Below are 16,074 nucleotides of genomic sequence, written 5' to 3' on the forward strand. Positions count from 1 at the left end.
GCCTCCTCAGTATTTTCATGAAAATACTGAGGAGCGAAAGCTTACGCACAGCTTACAATCGCGCGATTCGATTTTAAGTAGAAAGTTTGAACATGCGCGTATTCCGCCTCACGCCTTTATCGATGGCCATCGCCACCGCCTTCACCGCCCCAACCAGCGGATTGGCAGATGAAGAAAAAGCCGTCACCCTGTCCCCGATTGTGGTCACAGCCACCCGACAAGCACAAAACAGCTTTGACCTCCCGGTCGCGATTGACGTCGTAGAGCAAAAAAACATCAAAGATGGCCAGCTGCAGATCAACCTCTCGGAAAGTCTGATTCGCGTACCCGGCATTACCGCGCAAAACCGCACGCAGCAGGCGCAAGACCCACAAATTTCCAGCCGGGGTTTTGGTGCACGTTCATCGTTTGGGGTGCGTGGCATTCGTATTTATGTCGACGGCATCCCGCTGACCATGCCAGATGGCCAAGGCCAACCCGGCGTAGTTGACCTGTCAGCAATTAAAAGTATAGAAGTCATGCGCGGGCCATTCTCTTCGCTTTACGGCAACTCGTCCGGTGGCGTAATTCAAATGTTCACCCAAGATGCCCCTGCAACGCCAACACTAGGTGCAACCGCAATGTTTGGCAGCTATGACACCAAACGCAACATCTTGGAAGCCTCCGGCCAGCTTGAAGGGATGGAATACATGCTGAATGTTTCCAACTTCGAGTCTGATGGTTACAGAGCGAATAGCGCAAGCAACAAGCAGATGGCTACTGCCAAATTCAAATTCAACCTCACAGAAGATACCAAAGTCACCACTTTAGTTAACTGGTTCGATCAGGAAGCACAGGACCCTCTGGGATTGGATCGTGCGCGTGCATTCTCAAACTCAACACGTAAAGACGTGGTCCCCGCTGCTTTATTCGCTAATACCAGTGTGAAAAGAGACCACACCCAAGTGGGATTTAATATTGAGCATGCGTTTAACGCAAATAATAAAATCACAGTCACGCCCTACGTTGGCAACAGAAATAATGCGCAAATTTTAACAACAACTGCAACAGCTACTGTTTTACGTGGATCAGGCTCAGCCACAAACTTTTGTAGTTCATCTGATCCACTTCGTGGCACCTGCGCCAGATTGAGCACAATTAATAGAGAGTTCTACGGCACAGATGCAAGATGGGACAATAGCGGTTATTTGGCCAATCTTCCTTACAAGCTGAGTGTGGGGATGACCTATGGAAAATCTTCTGATGATCGCGTGGATACGAATATTCTGAACAATGGTTTTAATGTCAATAGCCTCAATCGTGATGAAATCAACGAGGTCAGCAACTTCGACCAATATGTTCAAACCAATCTGAGCTTAAGCCCAACATTGGACATTCATGCAGGGGCCAGACATACTAAAGTCAAATTAAAAGTTAAAGACAATCTACTAAGCGTGAATGGTGATAACAGTGGCTCAGTTTATTATCAAAAAACAACACCTGTCATTGGCGTGATATGGAAAGCCACCGAAAAAATTAACTTGTATGCCAACTTTGGCAAGGGCTTTGAAACACCGACATTTATTGAAGCTGCTTTCGACAATGTGACTACAGGTGTTGCCAGTAAACCCAACCTTGCCTTGAAAGCTGCCGAAAGCCGTAATATTGAGTTAGGTGCTAAAGCCTTTATTACTGATAACGTCAGAGCGAACCTAACGCTATTTAAGGTGGATACTGACAACGAAATCGTTACCAGACAGACAGTCTCCGGCAGATCAAGCTACCAAAATGCAGGGCATACAAAACGTACCGGGATTGAAGCTTCGCTAGATGCTAATCTTGAAAACAATATTACAGCCTTCGCATCCTATACCCTGCTCAATGCAAAATTTGAAGATCCATTCACCACTGTGATTAATGCAGCTGGGACAACAGGAACAGTGAACGCTGGCAACCGCATTCCAGGTACTTACAAGTCACAAGTTTATGGCGAACTTGCATGGAGACATCCTGCGCTGGGATTCTTCTCGGCCCTGGAAGGCCGCTACAATAGCCAGGTGTATGTCAACGACATCAACTCCGACAAAGCGCCTTCTTACACAATCTTCAATGTCCGTGCGGGTTTCGAGCAAACCCTCAGCAACTGGAGATTTAAAGAATATTTGCGCCTTGAAAACATCACTGACAAAAATTATATCGGTGCTGTACGTGTAAATGATGGCAATGGCTTATTCTTTGAGCCTGCCGCGGGTCGCAATTATTTGCTGGGCTTAAGTGCTCAGTACAAGTTTTAATCAACGAAGCGCCTCTTAAAAGCCAGCATCCGCTGGCTTTTTTATTGAATAGCCTTGCCGCGATTAGTGATTTTAGACGCCATTTCGTGTTTAATAGCGCAATCAGTTTCTGGAGCCAGCCGCATGTCAATTACCGTAGACCTTAAAATCCTTGATCCTCGTTTGCATCATATGATGCCAAGTTACGCGACACCTGGGTCTGCAGGGCTGGATTTAAGAGCGTGTATTGAACATACGCAAACCATACAAGCGGGGGAGACCATCATGATCCCAACCGGTATGGCGATTCATATCGATAACACTTATTACGCTGCCATGATTCTGCCGCGCTCTGGCTTGGGCCATAAACATGGCATCGTATTGGGCAACCTGGTCGGCCTGATTGACTCTGACTATCAGGGGCAACTGCTGGTTTCCTGCTGGAACCGCAGTAAAGAACCGTTTATTTTGAACCCAATGGAACGTATCGCGCAGATGGTGATTGTGCCGGTAGTGCAGGCAGATTTTCATATCGTGGATGAATTTACCAGCAGTGAACGCGGTGAAGGCGGCTTTGGCAGCACAGGCAAGCACTAATTATTTGAAAAGTTGCAATAATTGCTTGATTTGATCATAAATTTCAATCTATAATCTCGCTCTTTCTGAAAAGATAAAAGTATTTGGAGACAACCATGGCACGTGTATGTCAGGTAACCGGTAAAAAACCAATGGTGGGTAACAACGTTTCCCACGCACAAAACAAAACAAGACGTCGTTTCTTGCCTAACTTGCAAAACCGTAAGTTTTGGGTTGAGAGCGAAAACCGCTGGGTAAGCCTGCGCATTACTAACGCCGCTTTGCGTACCATCGACAAAAATGGTATCGATGCAGTATTGGCTGATTTGCGCGCTGCTGGCGAAAAAATCTAACTCGCAGCACTAGTGAGCAAAGGACAATATCATGCGTGAAAAAATCAAATTGGAATCCAGTGCTGGTACAGGTCATTTCTATACCACTACTAAAAACAAACGTACCATGCCAGAGAAAATGGAGATCAAAAAATTTGATCCAGTTGCTCGCAAGCATGTCATGTACAAAGAAACTAAATTGAAATAATTTCAGTTTCAAGTGTTTAATAAAAAAGCCTGCATATGCAGGCTTTTTTATTAGCTTTCATTTATCCGTTGATACATCGCCATTAACAGCGCTTGAAGAGGAAATAATACGGACCTCCTGCTGTGGGTATGGAATCCGAATATTATTGGCTTTAAAGCGCCGCCAAATCTCATAATAAATGTCACTTTGTAATTTGGCTGTACCTTCCTCAGGGTTTGGAACCCAAACCGCCAACACTAAATCAATGCCATTCTGACCAAATGACTTGATTGTCACATCTACCGCCGTATCATCCTGTATGGTGCGCTCATGTGTTCTGCCGATTTCTTTTAATAACTGTATCGCCAGATCAAGATCGCTTTCATAGGAGATCTGAATAGGAATAGGCACCTTGGCTGTATGTACTGCAGAGGTATGATTGATTACCACATCCGTAATCATCTTCTCGTTAGGAATGATGATTTCTGTCGAATCGGGCTTCTGCAGGATCATGTAGCGAGAGCGCAACTCTTGCACAACACCATGATGATCCCCAATGGTAATCAGGTCACCCATGTGCAGAGACTTATCCATCAAAATGATAAAGCCGCTCACGTAGTTACTGGCGATCTTTTGTAAGCCAAACCCCAACCCAACACCGAGCGCGCCGCCAAAGACGGACAACATGGTGACATCTATGCCCACCGCCGCCATGGACATCAGCAAGGCAATCACAATCGCCACCATGCGCACCAGCTTGACCATAATCACGCGCCAGTTGCCATTGATATTGGTAGCAGCCATCAAGCGCATCTCAATAATGCGGCTCAGCCACAATGCCACCAGCATGGTAATGACGATGGTCAGACTGCCTTGAAGCAGCAACAACAGGTTCAGCTTTTGCTTGCCGACAGTGAATTTCACGTCTTCGAGAATCTGCAATGCCGGATCGAGAAAACCGCTGATATGCAAAGCAACAATGACCCAGACACACCAGGCGATCACGCGCTCAAACGAATGTAGCCAGGCGCCAGGTGAAAAGACATAACGCAATACATAAACAAAACTGCGAATCACCACCATCGCCAGCAGCATGCGCACTGACAGCTTGATCAACCCCACATGCATCCAATGCTCCAGGCTGAGCCGGGTAATCAGCAACATTAAAAATGCAACCAGAGGAAAGAACAGCCGCTCAATTCCGCCCAGCAGTATTTTGTACACAATGTTTACGCGCCCTGCCGCAATTTGCTTGCGTAAGTGCAGATTTAACAGCCCGCTGACAGCGAGCACGGCACCAATGATGAAAAATTGCCATAACGCCGACACCGAGCTCAGGTCGTGCGCAATTTCTTTCCAGAGAATATCAATATCGCTATCCATGTATTACCGCTTATAACAAGAAGATGGTGGCCAGGCCTAGAAAAATCATAAAGCCGCCGCTGTCGGTGATTGCCGTAATGAGGACACTGGAACCCACGGCGGGGTCACGATCCAGTTTATTCATCACCAAAGGAATGGTGACGCCAATAATGGCCGCCAACAACAAATTAAGCGTCATCGCTGACATCATGACCAGCCCCAAGGCCGCGCTATGATAGAGCCAAAAAGCGATCAGGCCGAGCACACTCCCCCAGATTAAGCCATTCAGCAAAGCCACGCCCATCTCTTTTTGCAACAGAGACTTCATGTGATAGCCAGAGATCTGCCCCAAAGCCAGACCGCGTACAATCATGGTGGTGGTTTGGTTGCCGGAATTGCCGCCTATGCCGGCAACAATCGGCATCAGTGCAGCCAACGCAACAATTCGCTCAATACTACCCTCAAACAAGCCAATGACTCGGGAAGCAACCAGCGCCGTCACCAAGTTAATTGCCAACCACGCCCAACGGTTTTGCACCGACTTCCAGATGGAGGCAAAGAAGTCTTCTTCTTCGCGCAAACCAGCCAAAGACAGCATATCCGCCTCGGCCTCTTCACGGATGATATCCATCACCGTATCCACGGTAATCCTGCCGACCAGCTTGCGATTATTATCTACCACCGGGGCAGTCACCAGGTCATAACGTTCAAACGCCATCGCCGCCTGATCCGCCATATCCTCAGGGTGAAACACCACAGCATCGGTAGACATGATATCGCCGACTTTGGTCTCCGGATCATTCAGAATAATACGCTTGAGTGGCAACACCCCTTGCAGGATGTCATCGCGATTAATGACAAACAACTTGTCGGTATGGTCGGGAAACTTAGGCAATCTGCGCAGATAGCGCAAGACTACTTCCAGCGTGATATCGTCCCGAATGGTCACAATATCAAAATCCATGATCGAACCGACCGTATCATCGGGATAAGACAGCGCTGATTGCAAACGCTCACGATGCTGTGTATCCAGGCTATACAGCAGATCCTGCAATACATCTTTAGGTAAATCAGGCGCAAGATCAGCCAACTCATCGGTATCAAGCTGCTCAGCGGCTGCCAGCAACTCTTCGCTATCCATGTCAGCAATCAGTGTCTGGCGCACCGCATCCGACACTTCGAGCAAAATCTCGCCATCACGTTCTGCTTTTACCAGATCCCAAACCATTAAACGATCGTCTAATGGCAGCGATTCCAAGATATAGGCAACGTCGGCCGGATGTAGCTGATCTAATTTGTGCTGCAGCACATTCAAATTCTGCTTGTGTACCAGCGTCTCAACCAGATCATGATTCGGCATATCCTGCCTATGCACAACATGCTCAACCAGCTTGTGTTTCCCCAATAAATGGATCACTTGCTGCAAAGTCTCACTGAGGCTCTCTTTGCCTTCAATTACTTTTTCATCATGTTCGTGAATTTCTGTCATGCAGGATCCAATGTTGAGCAGCCGTTATTTTTTGCAGGTATTATTGTACAAAGCGTTGATGACACTACCTAGACTTTTATGCAAAAGCCATTGATATTATTTGGCACCCTTGGGTGCCATCTCTGTGAGGATGCAGAGCGTATTTTGCAGGCCTTAAAACTGCCTTACCAATACGTAGACATTATTGAAGATGAAAAATTGCTAGAACGCTATCAAATCAGCATTCCAGTATTGTTAGAAAACACGTCAGATCAGGAGAATATACTGGCTTGGCCATTTAATGGCGAACAAGTCAGTCAATGGCTGTTATCGCATCGTACCAAATAAAAAAGCCAGCGATTGCTGGCTTTTTTATTGATGCGTCAGACTTACTCTGCAGCTGGTGCTTCTGCAACTTCTGGACGGTCTACCAACTCAACAAACGCCATAGGCGCATTGTCACCGTTGCGGAAACCACATTTAAGAATACGCAGGTAACCACCATTACGTGCATTGTAACGTGGACCCAGTTCACCGAACAGTTTACCAACGATGTCACGGTCACGCAGACGGCTGAACGCCAAACGACGGTTTGCCAGTGTAGGTGTTTTACCCAAAGTGATCAGAGGCTCAGCGTACTTACGAAGCTCTTTTGCTTTTGGCAAAGTTGTTTTGATCACTTCGTGACGCAGCAAAGAGGTCACCATGTTGCGGAACATGGCAGCACGGTGGCTGCTGGTTCTGTTCAATTTACGATTGCTATTACCGTGACGCATAGTAATTTCCTTAAGTATTTATCTTATTAGAAATTAAGCTTTTTCCAAGCCAACAGGTGGCCAGTTTTCCAGCTTCATTCCCAGTGTTAAGCCTTTGGAGGCCAACACATCTTTAATTTCATTCAATGATTTTCTACCCAGGTTAGGCGCCTTCAGCAATTCGTTTTCAGTACGCTGAATCAGATCACCAATGTAGAAAATGTTTTCTGCTTTGAGGCAGTTGGCAGAACGTACTGTCAATTCCAGATCATCTACTGGACGCAACAGGATAGGATCTACCTGTGGAGCTGCTTTCACTTCAACGTCAGCAGAAGCACCTTCCAGGTTCGCAAATACAGACAACTGACCAATCAGGATACGTGCAGCATCACGAATCGCCTGCTCAGGCTCGATGATACCGTTGGTTTCCACATCCATAATCAGCTTGTCGAGGTCAGTACGCTGCTCAACACGGGCACTTTCAACATGATAGCTGACTTTGTTGATCGGGCTGAAAGACGCATCCACCATCATGAAGCCCAACACACGGTCTTCATCGTTGGCTTTTTGGCGCGCTGGAACAGGTTGATAACCACGACCCATTTCAACTTTCACTTCTAGGTTCAACTTACCGCCTTTAGTGATGTTAGCAAGGATATGATTTGGGTTCACAATCTCAGCATCATGACCCACTTCAAAATCACCCGCTGTCACAATCCCTTCACCGCTTTTGCTCAAAACCAGAATGGTTTCAGTTTTGTTGTGCAGTTTTAAAGCAACACCTTTGAGGTTGAGCAAGATATCAACAACATCTTCTTGCACACCTTCGATAGTGGAGTACTCATGTACGACACCATCAATTTTTACTTCAGTAATGGCAAAACCCGGAATGGAAGAGAGCAAGACTCTTCTTAACGCATTACCCAAGGTATAGCCAAAGCCACGTTCCATTGGCTCCAAAGTCACACGTGCGCGGAGTGGCGTTATCACTTCAACGTCAACAACACGTGGCTTCAAATAATCTGTAGGGTTATTTTGCATACAATTCCTTGAAGTAATTGGGTATTAAAAAATAAACCTTAGCCTAGACTAAGCGATTACTTAGAATACAATTCAACGATCAATGATTCATTGATGGTAGCAGGCAACTCATCACGCTGAGGTTTAGCCTTAAACTTACCAGACAATGCTTTGACGTCGACTTCCAACCACTCAGGGAAACCACGCTGTTCAGCTGCTTCAACAGCTGCTTTAATACGCAATTGTGTTTTTGCTTTATCAGCCACAGAAATCACGTCACCAGCCTTCACTTGATAGGAAGGAACGTTTACGCGCTTGCCGTTAACCAAAATAGCGTTATGACGGACCACTTGACGTGCTTCTGAGCGAGAACCAGCCAAACCCATACGGTATGCAACGTTGTCCAAACGGGACTCCAGCAACTGCAACAGGCTCTCACCAGTAATGCCTTTTTGACGGTCAGCTTCCGCGTAGTAAGTACGGAATTGACCTTCCAATACGCCGTAGATACGACGTACTTTTTGTTTCTCACGCAGTTGGACACCATAGTCTGACAAACGTGAGTTACGGCGTTGACCATGCTGACCTGGTGCGAAGTTGCGCTTTTCGATCGCGCATTTGTCTGTAAAGCATTTTTCTGCTTTCAGAAACAGCTTTTCACCTTCACGACGGCATTGACGGCATTTAGGGTCTAAATTTCTAGCCAAAATAGTTCTCCAGTAATCGATTCGCTAATCTGTGACAGCGAAATGAATTAAATTCTGCGTTTTTTCGGTGGACGGCAACCGTTATGAGGTACCGGGGTCACATCCGTAATGCTAGTGATTTTGAAACCAGCAGCATTCAACGCACGCACAGCAGATTCACGACCTGGACCTGGCCCTTTAATACGCACTTCCAGATTCTTCACACCAGACTCCTGAGCGGCTTTACCAGCCACCTCAGAAGCTACCTGAGCAGCAAATGGAGTACTCTTACGTGAACCTTTAAAACCTTGACCACCGGAAGTAGCCCATGACAATGCATTGCCTTGACGATCGGTAATCGTGATAATCGTGTTGTTAAAAGAAGCGTGCACGTGGGCAATACCCTCGGCAATATTCTTTTTAACTTTTTTTCTAACGCGTACATTAGCTTTTGCCATGTTGTACTGTCCTTAATATTTACTTTTGTTCAATAAAGATTATTTAGCTTGTTTGATCGCTTTAACCGGACCTTTGCGTGTACGCGCATTGGTTTTGGTACGCTGACCGCGCACTGGCAAACCACGACGATGGCGAATACCGCGATAGCAACCCAAGTCCATCAAACGTTTGATATTCATGGTCACTTCACGACGCAAATCACCTTCTACAGTGTATTTAGCCACTTCGTCACGCAGCTTCTCTACTTCTGCATCGCTCAAGTCTTTAACCTTTACAGTAGTTAAAACACCAGCTGCAGCACAGATCTTCTGCGCAGTATCGCGACCAATACCATAAATAGAGGTCAACGCAATTTCTGCATGTTTGTGGTTTGGGATATTTACCCCGGCAATACGAGCCATACTTAAACTCCAATAATCAATCGTTTTTCACGATCAAACTTGTGCGTAGAAAAGAAAAGCCGCATATTATATCAGCTTCACTATGCTCTCACAAGCAATTGTTTACCATTAACCTTGACGTTGTTTATGACGTGGGTCAGTACAAATAATGCGAACAACACCGCGACGTCTTACGACTTTACAGTTACGGCATAATGTTTTAACTGATGCGCGAACTCTCATCTTACTTTCCTTTAATTAATTCACTTACTTTGCGCGGAATGTAATTCGCGCACGGGTTAAATCATAAGGGGTCATCTCAACCGTGACTTTGTCACCTGGCAGAATACGGATGTAATGCATACGCATTTTGCCTGAAATGTAACCAAGTACTGTATGACCATTTTCCAGTTTCACTTTAAAAGTTGCATTCGGGAGATTTTCAACAATCTCCCCCTGCATCTCAATGCGATCCTCTTTTGCCATCTTCTACTTACCCGTCCCCTTAAAGTTTGCCTTTTTCAGCAAGCCTTCATACTGTTGCGACATCAGATGAGATTGCACCTGCGTCATAAAGTCCATCGTCACAACAACGATAATCAACAATGAAGTTCCACCAAAATAGAACGGGGTATTAAATTTCAACACTAAAAACTCTGGCAATAAACAAACCAGCGTAATGTACAGCGCACCAATCAATGTCAAACGACCCATGATGCGGTCAATATATTTTGCGGTTTGCTCACCTGGGCGAATACCTGGCACAAATGCGCCACTCTTCTTCAGGTTATCTGCAGTTTCCTTGGGATTGAACACCAATGCCGTGTAGAAAAAAGCAAAAAACAAAATCGCTGCAGCAAACAACAAGATATATAAGGGCTGACCAGGCGACAGTTTTGCACTGACGTCCTTGAGCCAATACATGTGCTCACTGCTACCAAACCAACCAGCTAAAGTAGCCGGGAATAAAATAATACTTGAAGCAAAAATCGGTGGAATCACACCAGACATATTTAGCTTCAAAGGCAAATGCGTCGATTGACCGCCGTAAATGCGGTTACCAACCTGACGCTTTGCGTAATTCACTGTGATTTTGCGTTGACCGCGCTCAACAAAAACCACCAGCGCTGTCACTAAAATCACTGCCACAAACAGGAACATCACTAATGGAATAGAGAATGCGCCTGTTTTAGCCAAATCCAAGGTGCTACCAATTGCATGCGGCAAGCCCGCTACAATCCCGGCAAAAATAATGATAGAAATACCATTACCAATGCCACGCTCGGTAATCTGCTCACCCAACCACATCAGGAACATCGTCCCGGCCACCAGTGTGGTAACTGCAGTGATGCGGAAAGCAAAGCCAGGATCCAATACCAGACCAGCCTGACCTTCAAGTGCGATCGCAATACCCAGCGCCTGGAAAGTCGCTAACAATACCGTGCCGTAACGCGTGTACTTCGTGATCTGGCGTCTACCAGCTTCACCTTCTTTTTTCAGCTGCTCCAACTGTGGTGAAACCACCGTGAGCAACTGCATAATAATCGACGCAGAAATGTAGGGCATGATCCCCAGGGCAAATACGGTAAAACGCGACAGCGCCCCACCGGAGAACATGTTAAACATGCCCAAAATGCCATCTTTCTGCGTGTCGAACAACTGCTTCAACACTGTAGGATCAATGCCTGGCACTGGAATATGTGCACCGAGGCGGTAAACCACCAATGCACCCAACAAGAACCACAAACGGCTTTTTAATTCGCCAAGTTTGCCAACGGAACTTAAGATATTATCCTGTGCCAAGCTGATACTCTCTTTTGACTACGTTTATACTTCCAGCACTTTGCCGCCAGCTGCTTCAATGGCTGCCTTAGCACCTTTGGTCAACAACAACCCTTGCACTTGAACCTTGGCTGAAACTTCACCAGACAGATAGACTTTCACTGCCTTCACAGCAGCTGGAACCAATTTCGCTGCTTTCAATGCCAAGATATCAACCACTTCAGCATCAACCAGAGCTAACTCGCTAGTACGAATACGTGCGGTGTCTGCATGAGTCAGGGAGTTAAAACCACGTTTAGGCAAGCGACGTTGCAAAGGCATTTGACCGCCTTCAAAACCTACTTTATGGAAACCGCCAGCACGGGATTTTTGACCTTTGTGACCACGGCCACCAGTTTTACCCAAGCCAGAACCAATCCCACGACCTAAACGACGAGGTGCTTTTTTTGCGCCTGCAGCAGGCTTAATCGTGTTTAATTGCATGATTATTCAACCTTCAAAAGATAACTCACAGCGTTGATCATGCCGCGAATTTCAGGAGTGTCCTGCACTTCTACAGTGTGGTGCATACGACGCAAACCCAAGCCACGAACAGTAGCTTTGTGTGCTTCAATACGACCAATCAAACTTCTTACCAGCGTCACTTTCAAAGTAGCGCTTTCTTTTTTTGCTTTAGCCATGATTAACCTCTGATTTCTTCTACGGTCTTACCACGTTTAGCGGCGATTTCAGCCGGTGTATTCATGGATGCCAGACCATTCAAGGTCGCGCGAACCAGGTTGTAAGGGTTGGTTGAACCAATACTCTTTGCAACCACGTTAGTCACACCCATTACTTCGAAGATCGCACGCATTGCGCCACCAGCAATAATACCGGTACCTTCAGAAGCTGGCTGAATCAGCACTTTAGCGGCACCGTGAACACCGGTCACTGCATGGTGCAATGTGCCATTGTTCAGGTTTACTTTAACCATGCTACGACGGGCTTCATCCATGGCTTTTTGTACAGCCACTGGCACTTCACGTGCTTTACCTTTACCCATGCCAACGGCACCATCACCATCACCAACCACGGTCAGTGCTGCGAAGCTCATGATACGACCACCTTTAACCGTTTTACTTACACGGTTAACGGTAATCATCTTTTCGCGCAAACCGTCAGTTTGCTGCTGTTGTTCAATATCTTTAGCCATTCTTTATCTCACCCTTAGAATTTGAGACCAGATTCACGGGCAGCGTCAGCCAAAGCCTTGATACGACCGTGATACTTGTAGCCTGAACGATCAAATGCAACAGTGGTAATACCTGCTTTTGCTGCTTTTTCAGCAATACGCTTACCAATCAGGGTTGCAGCTTCGATGTTGCCGCCATTTTTCAGTTGTTGACGCACTTCAGCCTCAACGGTGGATGCACTCGCCAACACGCGATCGCCAGTTTCAGCAATAATCTGTGCGTAGATATTGGTGTTGGTGCGATGTACACTCAAACGTGTCACTTTCAACTCGGCGATTTTGGCACGGGTTTTACGTGCTCTGCGCAAGCGGTTATTTACGTTTTTCATTGAATTTACCTTTAATGTTGAATCACTGTTCAGGCGAGCTTCTAATTAGGAGCTGTAACCTACAAGTGTCTTACTTATTTTTTCTTGGTCTCTTTGATGACCACCACTTCGTCCGCATAACGAACACCTTTACCTTTATAAGGCTCTGGTGCACGGTAAGCACGAATTTGAGCAGCCACTTGACCAACCACTTGCTTGTTGGCGCCTGTCAACACTACTTCAGTAGGAGTAGGTGTCTGTACAGTCACGCCTTCAGGCATTTTATGGTTGATTGGGTGGGAATAGCCCAACTCCAGGTTCAAGGTAGAACCCTGAGCATTGGCTTTGTAACCCACACCGATCAGTGACAGCTTACGGGTAAACCCGGCAGAAACACCTTGCACCATATTGGCCAGCAATGCGCGGGTTGTACCTGACATCGCTCTTGCATGCTGTGTTTCACCATTCGTTTGAACCAACAACTGCTCACCTTCGCGAACCACTGAAATATCAGCAGACAACGCTTGAGTCAACTTACCCAAAGGGCCGCTCACCGCGACTTCTGAGGCTGAGATTACAACTTCTACTTTCGCAGGAATTGCAATCGGATTTTTAGCAACACGTGACATATTGATTCTCCTTAGGCCACGATGCACAGAACTTCGCCACCAATACCGGCAGCTTGTGCTTTACGATCGGTCATCACGCCTTTGGATGTTGAAACAATCGTCACACCCAAACCGTTCATTACTTTAGGCAGATTTTCGCTACCTTTATAAACACGCAAACCTGGCTTGGATACGCGCTCGATCTTCTCAATCACTGGACGACCTGCGTAATATTTCAGGCTAATGTTCAAAACTGGCTTACCGTCATTGTTTTGAACGTTGAAATCGTCGATATAACCTTCATCTTTCAACACATTTGCAATTGCACCCTTCAACTTGGAAGCAGGCATTGAAACGGTTGTTTTATTCGTACGTTGCGCGTTACGAATACGGGTCAACATATCGGCAATCGGATCACTCATACTCATGTTCTATTCCTCCGTTACCAGCTGGCCTTGGTGACACCTGGTACGTGACCAGCCATCATCAATTTACGCAACTCGTTACGTGCGATACCAAATTTACTAAACACACCACGTGGACGACCAGTCAAAGCACAACGATTACGTGTGCGAACAGGACTGGAATTACGTGGCAAACTTTGCAATTTCAAACGTGCAGCCATGCGATCTTCAACACTGGCAGACTGGTCATTCACAGTAGCAACCAATTCAGCTCGTTTAGCTGCAAATTTTTTAACGGTTTCGCGACGCTTTTGCTCGCGCTCTGTCATACATACTTTTGCCATGACTTAACCTCTGAAAGGGAAACTAAACGCAGCCAAAAGAGCTTTCGCTTCTTCGTCTGTTTTTGCTGTTGTGGTAATTGTGATATTCATCCCGCGCAGCGCATCGATCTTGTCGTACTCGATTTCCGGGAAAATGATCTGCTCTTTTACACCCATGTTGTAGTTACCACGGCCATCAAATGATTTGCCGGAAATACCACGGAAGTCACGGATACGTGGAATAGCCACAGTGATCAGGCGATCCAGAAACTCATACATGCGCTCACGACGCAAAGTTACTTTACAACCAACAGGATAGTCATCACGGATTTTAAATGCAGCCACAGACTTTTTAGCCTTGGTCACAATAGGTTTCTGACCGGCAATTTTCTGCATATCAGACACCGCATTTTCCATGACTTTCTTGTCAGCAACGGCTTCGCCCACACCCATGTTCAGGGTAATTTTTTCGATACGAGGCACCTGCATTGGAGAGGTATAACCAAATTGTTCTGTCAATTTGGCCACTACTGTATCGTTATAATACTGTTTTAAACGTGCCATATTTATTCCTATGCGTCGATAGACTCGCCGCTAGATTTGAATACACGAATCTTGCGACCATCTTCCAGTACCTTAAAACCAACACGATCAGCTTTTTGTGTTGCAGCGTTGTAAATCGCCACATTGGAGCCGTCAACCGGCATTTCCTTGCTGATGATGCCACCAGTGATACCACGCATGGGGTTAGGACGAGTGTGTTTTTTCACTACATTCAAACCTTCAACCACTACATGGCCGCTTGGCAAGACGCTCAAAACAGTACCTGTTTTGCCTGCATCTTTACCTGTATTCAAAATGACCTGGTCACCTTTGCGAATTTTGCTCATTTGATTGTCTCCAAGCCTTACAACACTTCAGGCGCCAGTGAAACAATCTTCATGAAGCGCTCACTACGCAATTCACGTGTCACAGGGCCAAAAATACGTGTACCAATCGGCTCCAGCTTGTTGTTCAACAACACTGCAGCATTGGCATCAAATTTAACTAACGAACCATCTGGACGGCGAACACCTTTAGCAGTGCGCACAACCACAGCGTTGTAGATTTCACCTTTCTTGACGCGACCACGCGGCGCAGCATCTTTCACGCTGACCTTGATGATGTCGCCAATGCTGGCGTAACGACGCTTGGAACCACCCAAGACCTTGATACACTGAACGGAACGCGCACCAGTGTTGTCGGCCACTTCCAGCCGAGATTGCATTTGAATCATGAGAAATAATCTCCAACTTAATCCGTTATAACCACTACCAGCCGCCCGCTTTTTGAACTTGCGCCCAAAAAACACGTTAAGGCCAATAGACCACGGTCAGTATTGGGGTGCCAGCTACATGCCAACTAAGGCGGGCACCGAAAAGTCCAACATTATACAACCAAAAAAACGCTTATGACAAGCGTTTTTCCGGTTTTATATATTTGAAGCCTTATTTAGCTTCGATTTTGCTTACGATCCAAGTTTTGGTCTTGGAGTATGGGCGGGTTTCTGTGATCGTCACAACATCGCCTTCGTTACATGCATTGTTTTCATCATGTGCATGGAACTTGTTCGATTTCACAACCACTTTACCAATCAAAGGGTGTTTCACTTTACGCTCGACAAGCACAGTCACGGTTTTATCCATCTTGTTGCTTACGACGCGGCCAGTCAAACTGCGTACAACTTTCGCTTTTTCAGTCATCATGCCTGTTTCGCCTTCTCAGCCAGCACGGTCTTGACGCGAGCAACATCTTTGCGCACTTTAGCCAGCTGATCCACTTTGTTCAATTGTTGAGTCGCCAATTGCATACGCAATGAAAACTGCGCACGACGCAACTCTACCAACTCGTTATTGAGCTCATCTGCCGATTTTGCTCTGAATTCTGAAGCTTTCATTTAAC

27 protein-coding genes are annotated in these 16,074 nt (G+C 46.3%); 5 read left to right on the top strand and 22 right to left on the bottom strand.

Annotated elements, in window-relative coordinates:
* Positions 1 to 92: 92 nt before the first annotated feature.
* The 4 genes from ACT53C_RS01275 (at position 93) to rpmG (ending at position 3,368) form a co-directional block, all read left to right on the top strand.
* Positions 93 to 2,273 (top strand): TonB-dependent receptor family protein, encoded by a 2,181-nt coding sequence (locus ACT53C_RS01275; protein WP_476144457.1) that lies wholly within the window; start codon positions 93 to 95, stop codon positions 2,271 to 2,273.
* A 123-nt stretch (positions 2,274 to 2,396) separates the two neighbouring features.
* Positions 2,397 to 2,849: a dUTP diphosphatase gene (gene dut / locus ACT53C_RS01280; protein WP_194748713.1), complete on the top strand. Its 453-nt coding sequence runs from the start codon at positions 2,397 to 2,399 to the stop codon at positions 2,847 to 2,849.
* Positions 2,850 to 2,944: 95 nt separating this feature from the next.
* Positions 2,945 to 3,181, top strand: coding sequence for a 50S ribosomal protein L28 (rpmB, locus tag ACT53C_RS01285; protein ID WP_018986249.1), 237 nt, complete (start codon positions 2,945 to 2,947; stop codon positions 3,179 to 3,181).
* A 31-nt stretch (positions 3,182 to 3,212) separates the two neighbouring features.
* Entirely contained in the window at positions 3,213 to 3,368 is a 156-nt protein-coding gene (gene rpmG, locus ACT53C_RS01290) for a 50S ribosomal protein L33 (protein WP_013441158.1), read from the top strand.
* Positions 3,369 to 3,425: 57 nt separating this feature from the next.
* On the opposite strand, the gene ACT53C_RS01295 is transcribed toward rpmG, so the two are convergent.
* Positions 3,426 to 4,730: a mechanosensitive ion channel family protein gene (locus ACT53C_RS01295; protein WP_476144461.1), complete on the bottom strand. Its 1,305-nt coding sequence runs from the start codon at positions 4,728 to 4,730 to the stop codon at positions 3,426 to 3,428.
* A 10-nt stretch (positions 4,731 to 4,740) separates the two neighbouring features.
* The gene (gene mgtE / locus ACT53C_RS01300) at positions 4,741 to 6,198 is read right to left on the bottom strand and encodes a magnesium transporter (protein WP_194748715.1); all 1,458 of its coding nucleotides are present in this window, start codon (positions 6,196 to 6,198) and stop codon (positions 4,741 to 4,743) included.
* A gap of 78 nt (positions 6,199 to 6,276) precedes the next feature.
* Between mgtE and ACT53C_RS01305 the strand changes: the two genes are divergently transcribed.
* Positions 6,277 to 6,525 carry a glutaredoxin family protein gene (locus tag ACT53C_RS01305; RefSeq protein ID WP_275356357.1) on the top strand — a complete coding sequence of 83 codons (249 nt, stop codon included), beginning with the start codon at positions 6,277 to 6,279 and terminating at the stop codon, positions 6,523 to 6,525.
* Between the two features lie 41 nt (positions 6,526 to 6,566).
* On the opposite strand, the gene rplQ is transcribed toward ACT53C_RS01305, so the two are convergent.
* The 20 genes from rplQ to rpmC form a co-directional block, all read right to left on the bottom strand.
* Positions 6,567 to 6,953 (bottom strand): 50S ribosomal protein L17, encoded by a 387-nt coding sequence (rplQ, locus tag ACT53C_RS01310; RefSeq protein WP_194748717.1) that lies wholly within the window; start codon positions 6,951 to 6,953, stop codon positions 6,567 to 6,569.
* Positions 6,954 to 6,986: 33 nt separating this feature from the next.
* On the bottom strand, positions 6,987 to 7,973 hold the full coding sequence (locus ACT53C_RS01315) for a DNA-directed RNA polymerase subunit alpha (protein ID WP_194748718.1): 987 nt from the start codon (positions 7,971 to 7,973) through the stop codon (positions 6,987 to 6,989).
* Between the two features lie 56 nt (positions 7,974 to 8,029).
* Entirely contained in the window at positions 8,030 to 8,659 is a 630-nt protein-coding gene (gene rpsD / locus ACT53C_RS01320) for a 30S ribosomal protein S4 (protein ID WP_194748719.1), read from the bottom strand.
* A 47-nt stretch (positions 8,660 to 8,706) separates the two neighbouring features.
* A complete protein-coding gene (gene rpsK, locus ACT53C_RS01325; protein WP_018986256.1) occupies positions 8,707 to 9,096 on the bottom strand; it encodes a 30S ribosomal protein S11 in 390 nt (129 codons plus the stop codon).
* A 39-nt stretch (positions 9,097 to 9,135) separates the two neighbouring features.
* A complete protein-coding gene (rpsM, locus tag ACT53C_RS01330) occupies positions 9,136 to 9,498 on the bottom strand; it encodes a 30S ribosomal protein S13 (protein WP_194748720.1) in 363 nt (120 codons plus the stop codon).
* A 108-nt stretch (positions 9,499 to 9,606) separates the two neighbouring features.
* Positions 9,607 to 9,720: a 50S ribosomal protein L36 gene (gene rpmJ / locus ACT53C_RS01335; RefSeq protein ID WP_081620790.1), complete on the bottom strand. Its 114-nt coding sequence runs from the start codon at positions 9,718 to 9,720 to the stop codon at positions 9,607 to 9,609.
* A 24-nt stretch (positions 9,721 to 9,744) separates the two neighbouring features.
* Positions 9,745 to 9,963 carry a translation initiation factor IF-1 gene (infA, locus tag ACT53C_RS01340; RefSeq protein WP_194748721.1) on the bottom strand — a complete coding sequence of 73 codons (219 nt, stop codon included), beginning with the start codon at positions 9,961 to 9,963 and terminating at the stop codon, positions 9,745 to 9,747.
* A 3-nt stretch (positions 9,964 to 9,966) separates the two neighbouring features.
* The gene (gene secY / locus ACT53C_RS01345; protein WP_018986259.1) at positions 9,967 to 11,280 is read right to left on the bottom strand and encodes a preprotein translocase subunit SecY; all 1,314 of its coding nucleotides are present in this window, start codon (positions 11,278 to 11,280) and stop codon (positions 9,967 to 9,969) included.
* A gap of 24 nt (positions 11,281 to 11,304) precedes the next feature.
* Positions 11,305 to 11,742 carry a 50S ribosomal protein L15 gene (gene rplO / locus ACT53C_RS01350; RefSeq protein WP_275356358.1) on the bottom strand — a complete coding sequence of 146 codons (438 nt, stop codon included), beginning with the start codon at positions 11,740 to 11,742 and terminating at the stop codon, positions 11,305 to 11,307.
* Between the two features lie 2 nt (positions 11,743 to 11,744).
* Positions 11,745 to 11,939 carry a 50S ribosomal protein L30 gene (rpmD, locus tag ACT53C_RS01355; protein WP_019881237.1) on the bottom strand — a complete coding sequence of 65 codons (195 nt, stop codon included), beginning with the start codon at positions 11,937 to 11,939 and terminating at the stop codon, positions 11,745 to 11,747.
* A gap of 2 nt (positions 11,940 to 11,941) precedes the next feature.
* Complete coding sequence (rpsE, locus tag ACT53C_RS01360) at positions 11,942 to 12,451, bottom strand: 30S ribosomal protein S5 (RefSeq protein WP_018986262.1); 510 nt, start codon at positions 12,449 to 12,451, stop codon at positions 11,942 to 11,944.
* A gap of 14 nt (positions 12,452 to 12,465) precedes the next feature.
* A complete protein-coding gene (rplR, locus tag ACT53C_RS01365) occupies positions 12,466 to 12,819 on the bottom strand; it encodes a 50S ribosomal protein L18 (protein ID WP_194748723.1) in 354 nt (117 codons plus the stop codon).
* A gap of 74 nt (positions 12,820 to 12,893) precedes the next feature.
* The gene (gene rplF / locus ACT53C_RS01370) at positions 12,894 to 13,427 is read right to left on the bottom strand and encodes a 50S ribosomal protein L6 (RefSeq protein WP_194748724.1); all 534 of its coding nucleotides are present in this window, start codon (positions 13,425 to 13,427) and stop codon (positions 12,894 to 12,896) included.
* Positions 13,428 to 13,438: 11 nt separating this feature from the next.
* Positions 13,439 to 13,834, bottom strand: a complete 396-nt coding sequence (gene rpsH, locus ACT53C_RS01375) for a 30S ribosomal protein S8 (protein ID WP_194748725.1) — start codon at positions 13,832 to 13,834, stop codon at positions 13,439 to 13,441.
* A 14-nt stretch (positions 13,835 to 13,848) separates the two neighbouring features.
* Positions 13,849 to 14,154, bottom strand: a complete 306-nt coding sequence (gene rpsN / locus ACT53C_RS01380) for a 30S ribosomal protein S14 (RefSeq protein ID WP_194748726.1) — start codon at positions 14,152 to 14,154, stop codon at positions 13,849 to 13,851.
* A 3-nt stretch (positions 14,155 to 14,157) separates the two neighbouring features.
* The gene (rplE, locus tag ACT53C_RS01385; RefSeq protein WP_194748727.1) at positions 14,158 to 14,697 is read right to left on the bottom strand and encodes a 50S ribosomal protein L5; all 540 of its coding nucleotides are present in this window, start codon (positions 14,695 to 14,697) and stop codon (positions 14,158 to 14,160) included.
* A gap of 8 nt (positions 14,698 to 14,705) precedes the next feature.
* Complete coding sequence (gene rplX, locus ACT53C_RS01390) at positions 14,706 to 15,023, bottom strand: 50S ribosomal protein L24 (RefSeq protein WP_194748728.1); 318 nt, start codon at positions 15,021 to 15,023, stop codon at positions 14,706 to 14,708.
* A gap of 17 nt (positions 15,024 to 15,040) precedes the next feature.
* On the bottom strand, positions 15,041 to 15,409 hold the full coding sequence (gene rplN, locus ACT53C_RS01395) for a 50S ribosomal protein L14 (protein ID WP_018986269.1): 369 nt from the start codon (positions 15,407 to 15,409) through the stop codon (positions 15,041 to 15,043).
* A gap of 211 nt (positions 15,410 to 15,620) precedes the next feature.
* On the bottom strand, positions 15,621 to 15,878 hold the full coding sequence (gene rpsQ, locus ACT53C_RS01400; RefSeq protein WP_275356359.1) for a 30S ribosomal protein S17: 258 nt from the start codon (positions 15,876 to 15,878) through the stop codon (positions 15,621 to 15,623).
* Positions 15,875 to 16,069: a 50S ribosomal protein L29 gene (rpmC, locus tag ACT53C_RS01405; protein ID WP_194748729.1), complete on the bottom strand. Its 195-nt coding sequence runs from the start codon at positions 16,067 to 16,069 to the stop codon at positions 15,875 to 15,877. Before rpmC ends, rpsQ begins: the two co-directional genes overlap by 4 nt.
* Between the last annotated feature and the right edge of the window lie 5 nt (positions 16,070 to 16,074).

Source organism: Methylophilus sp. DMC14, assembly GCF_056314085.1.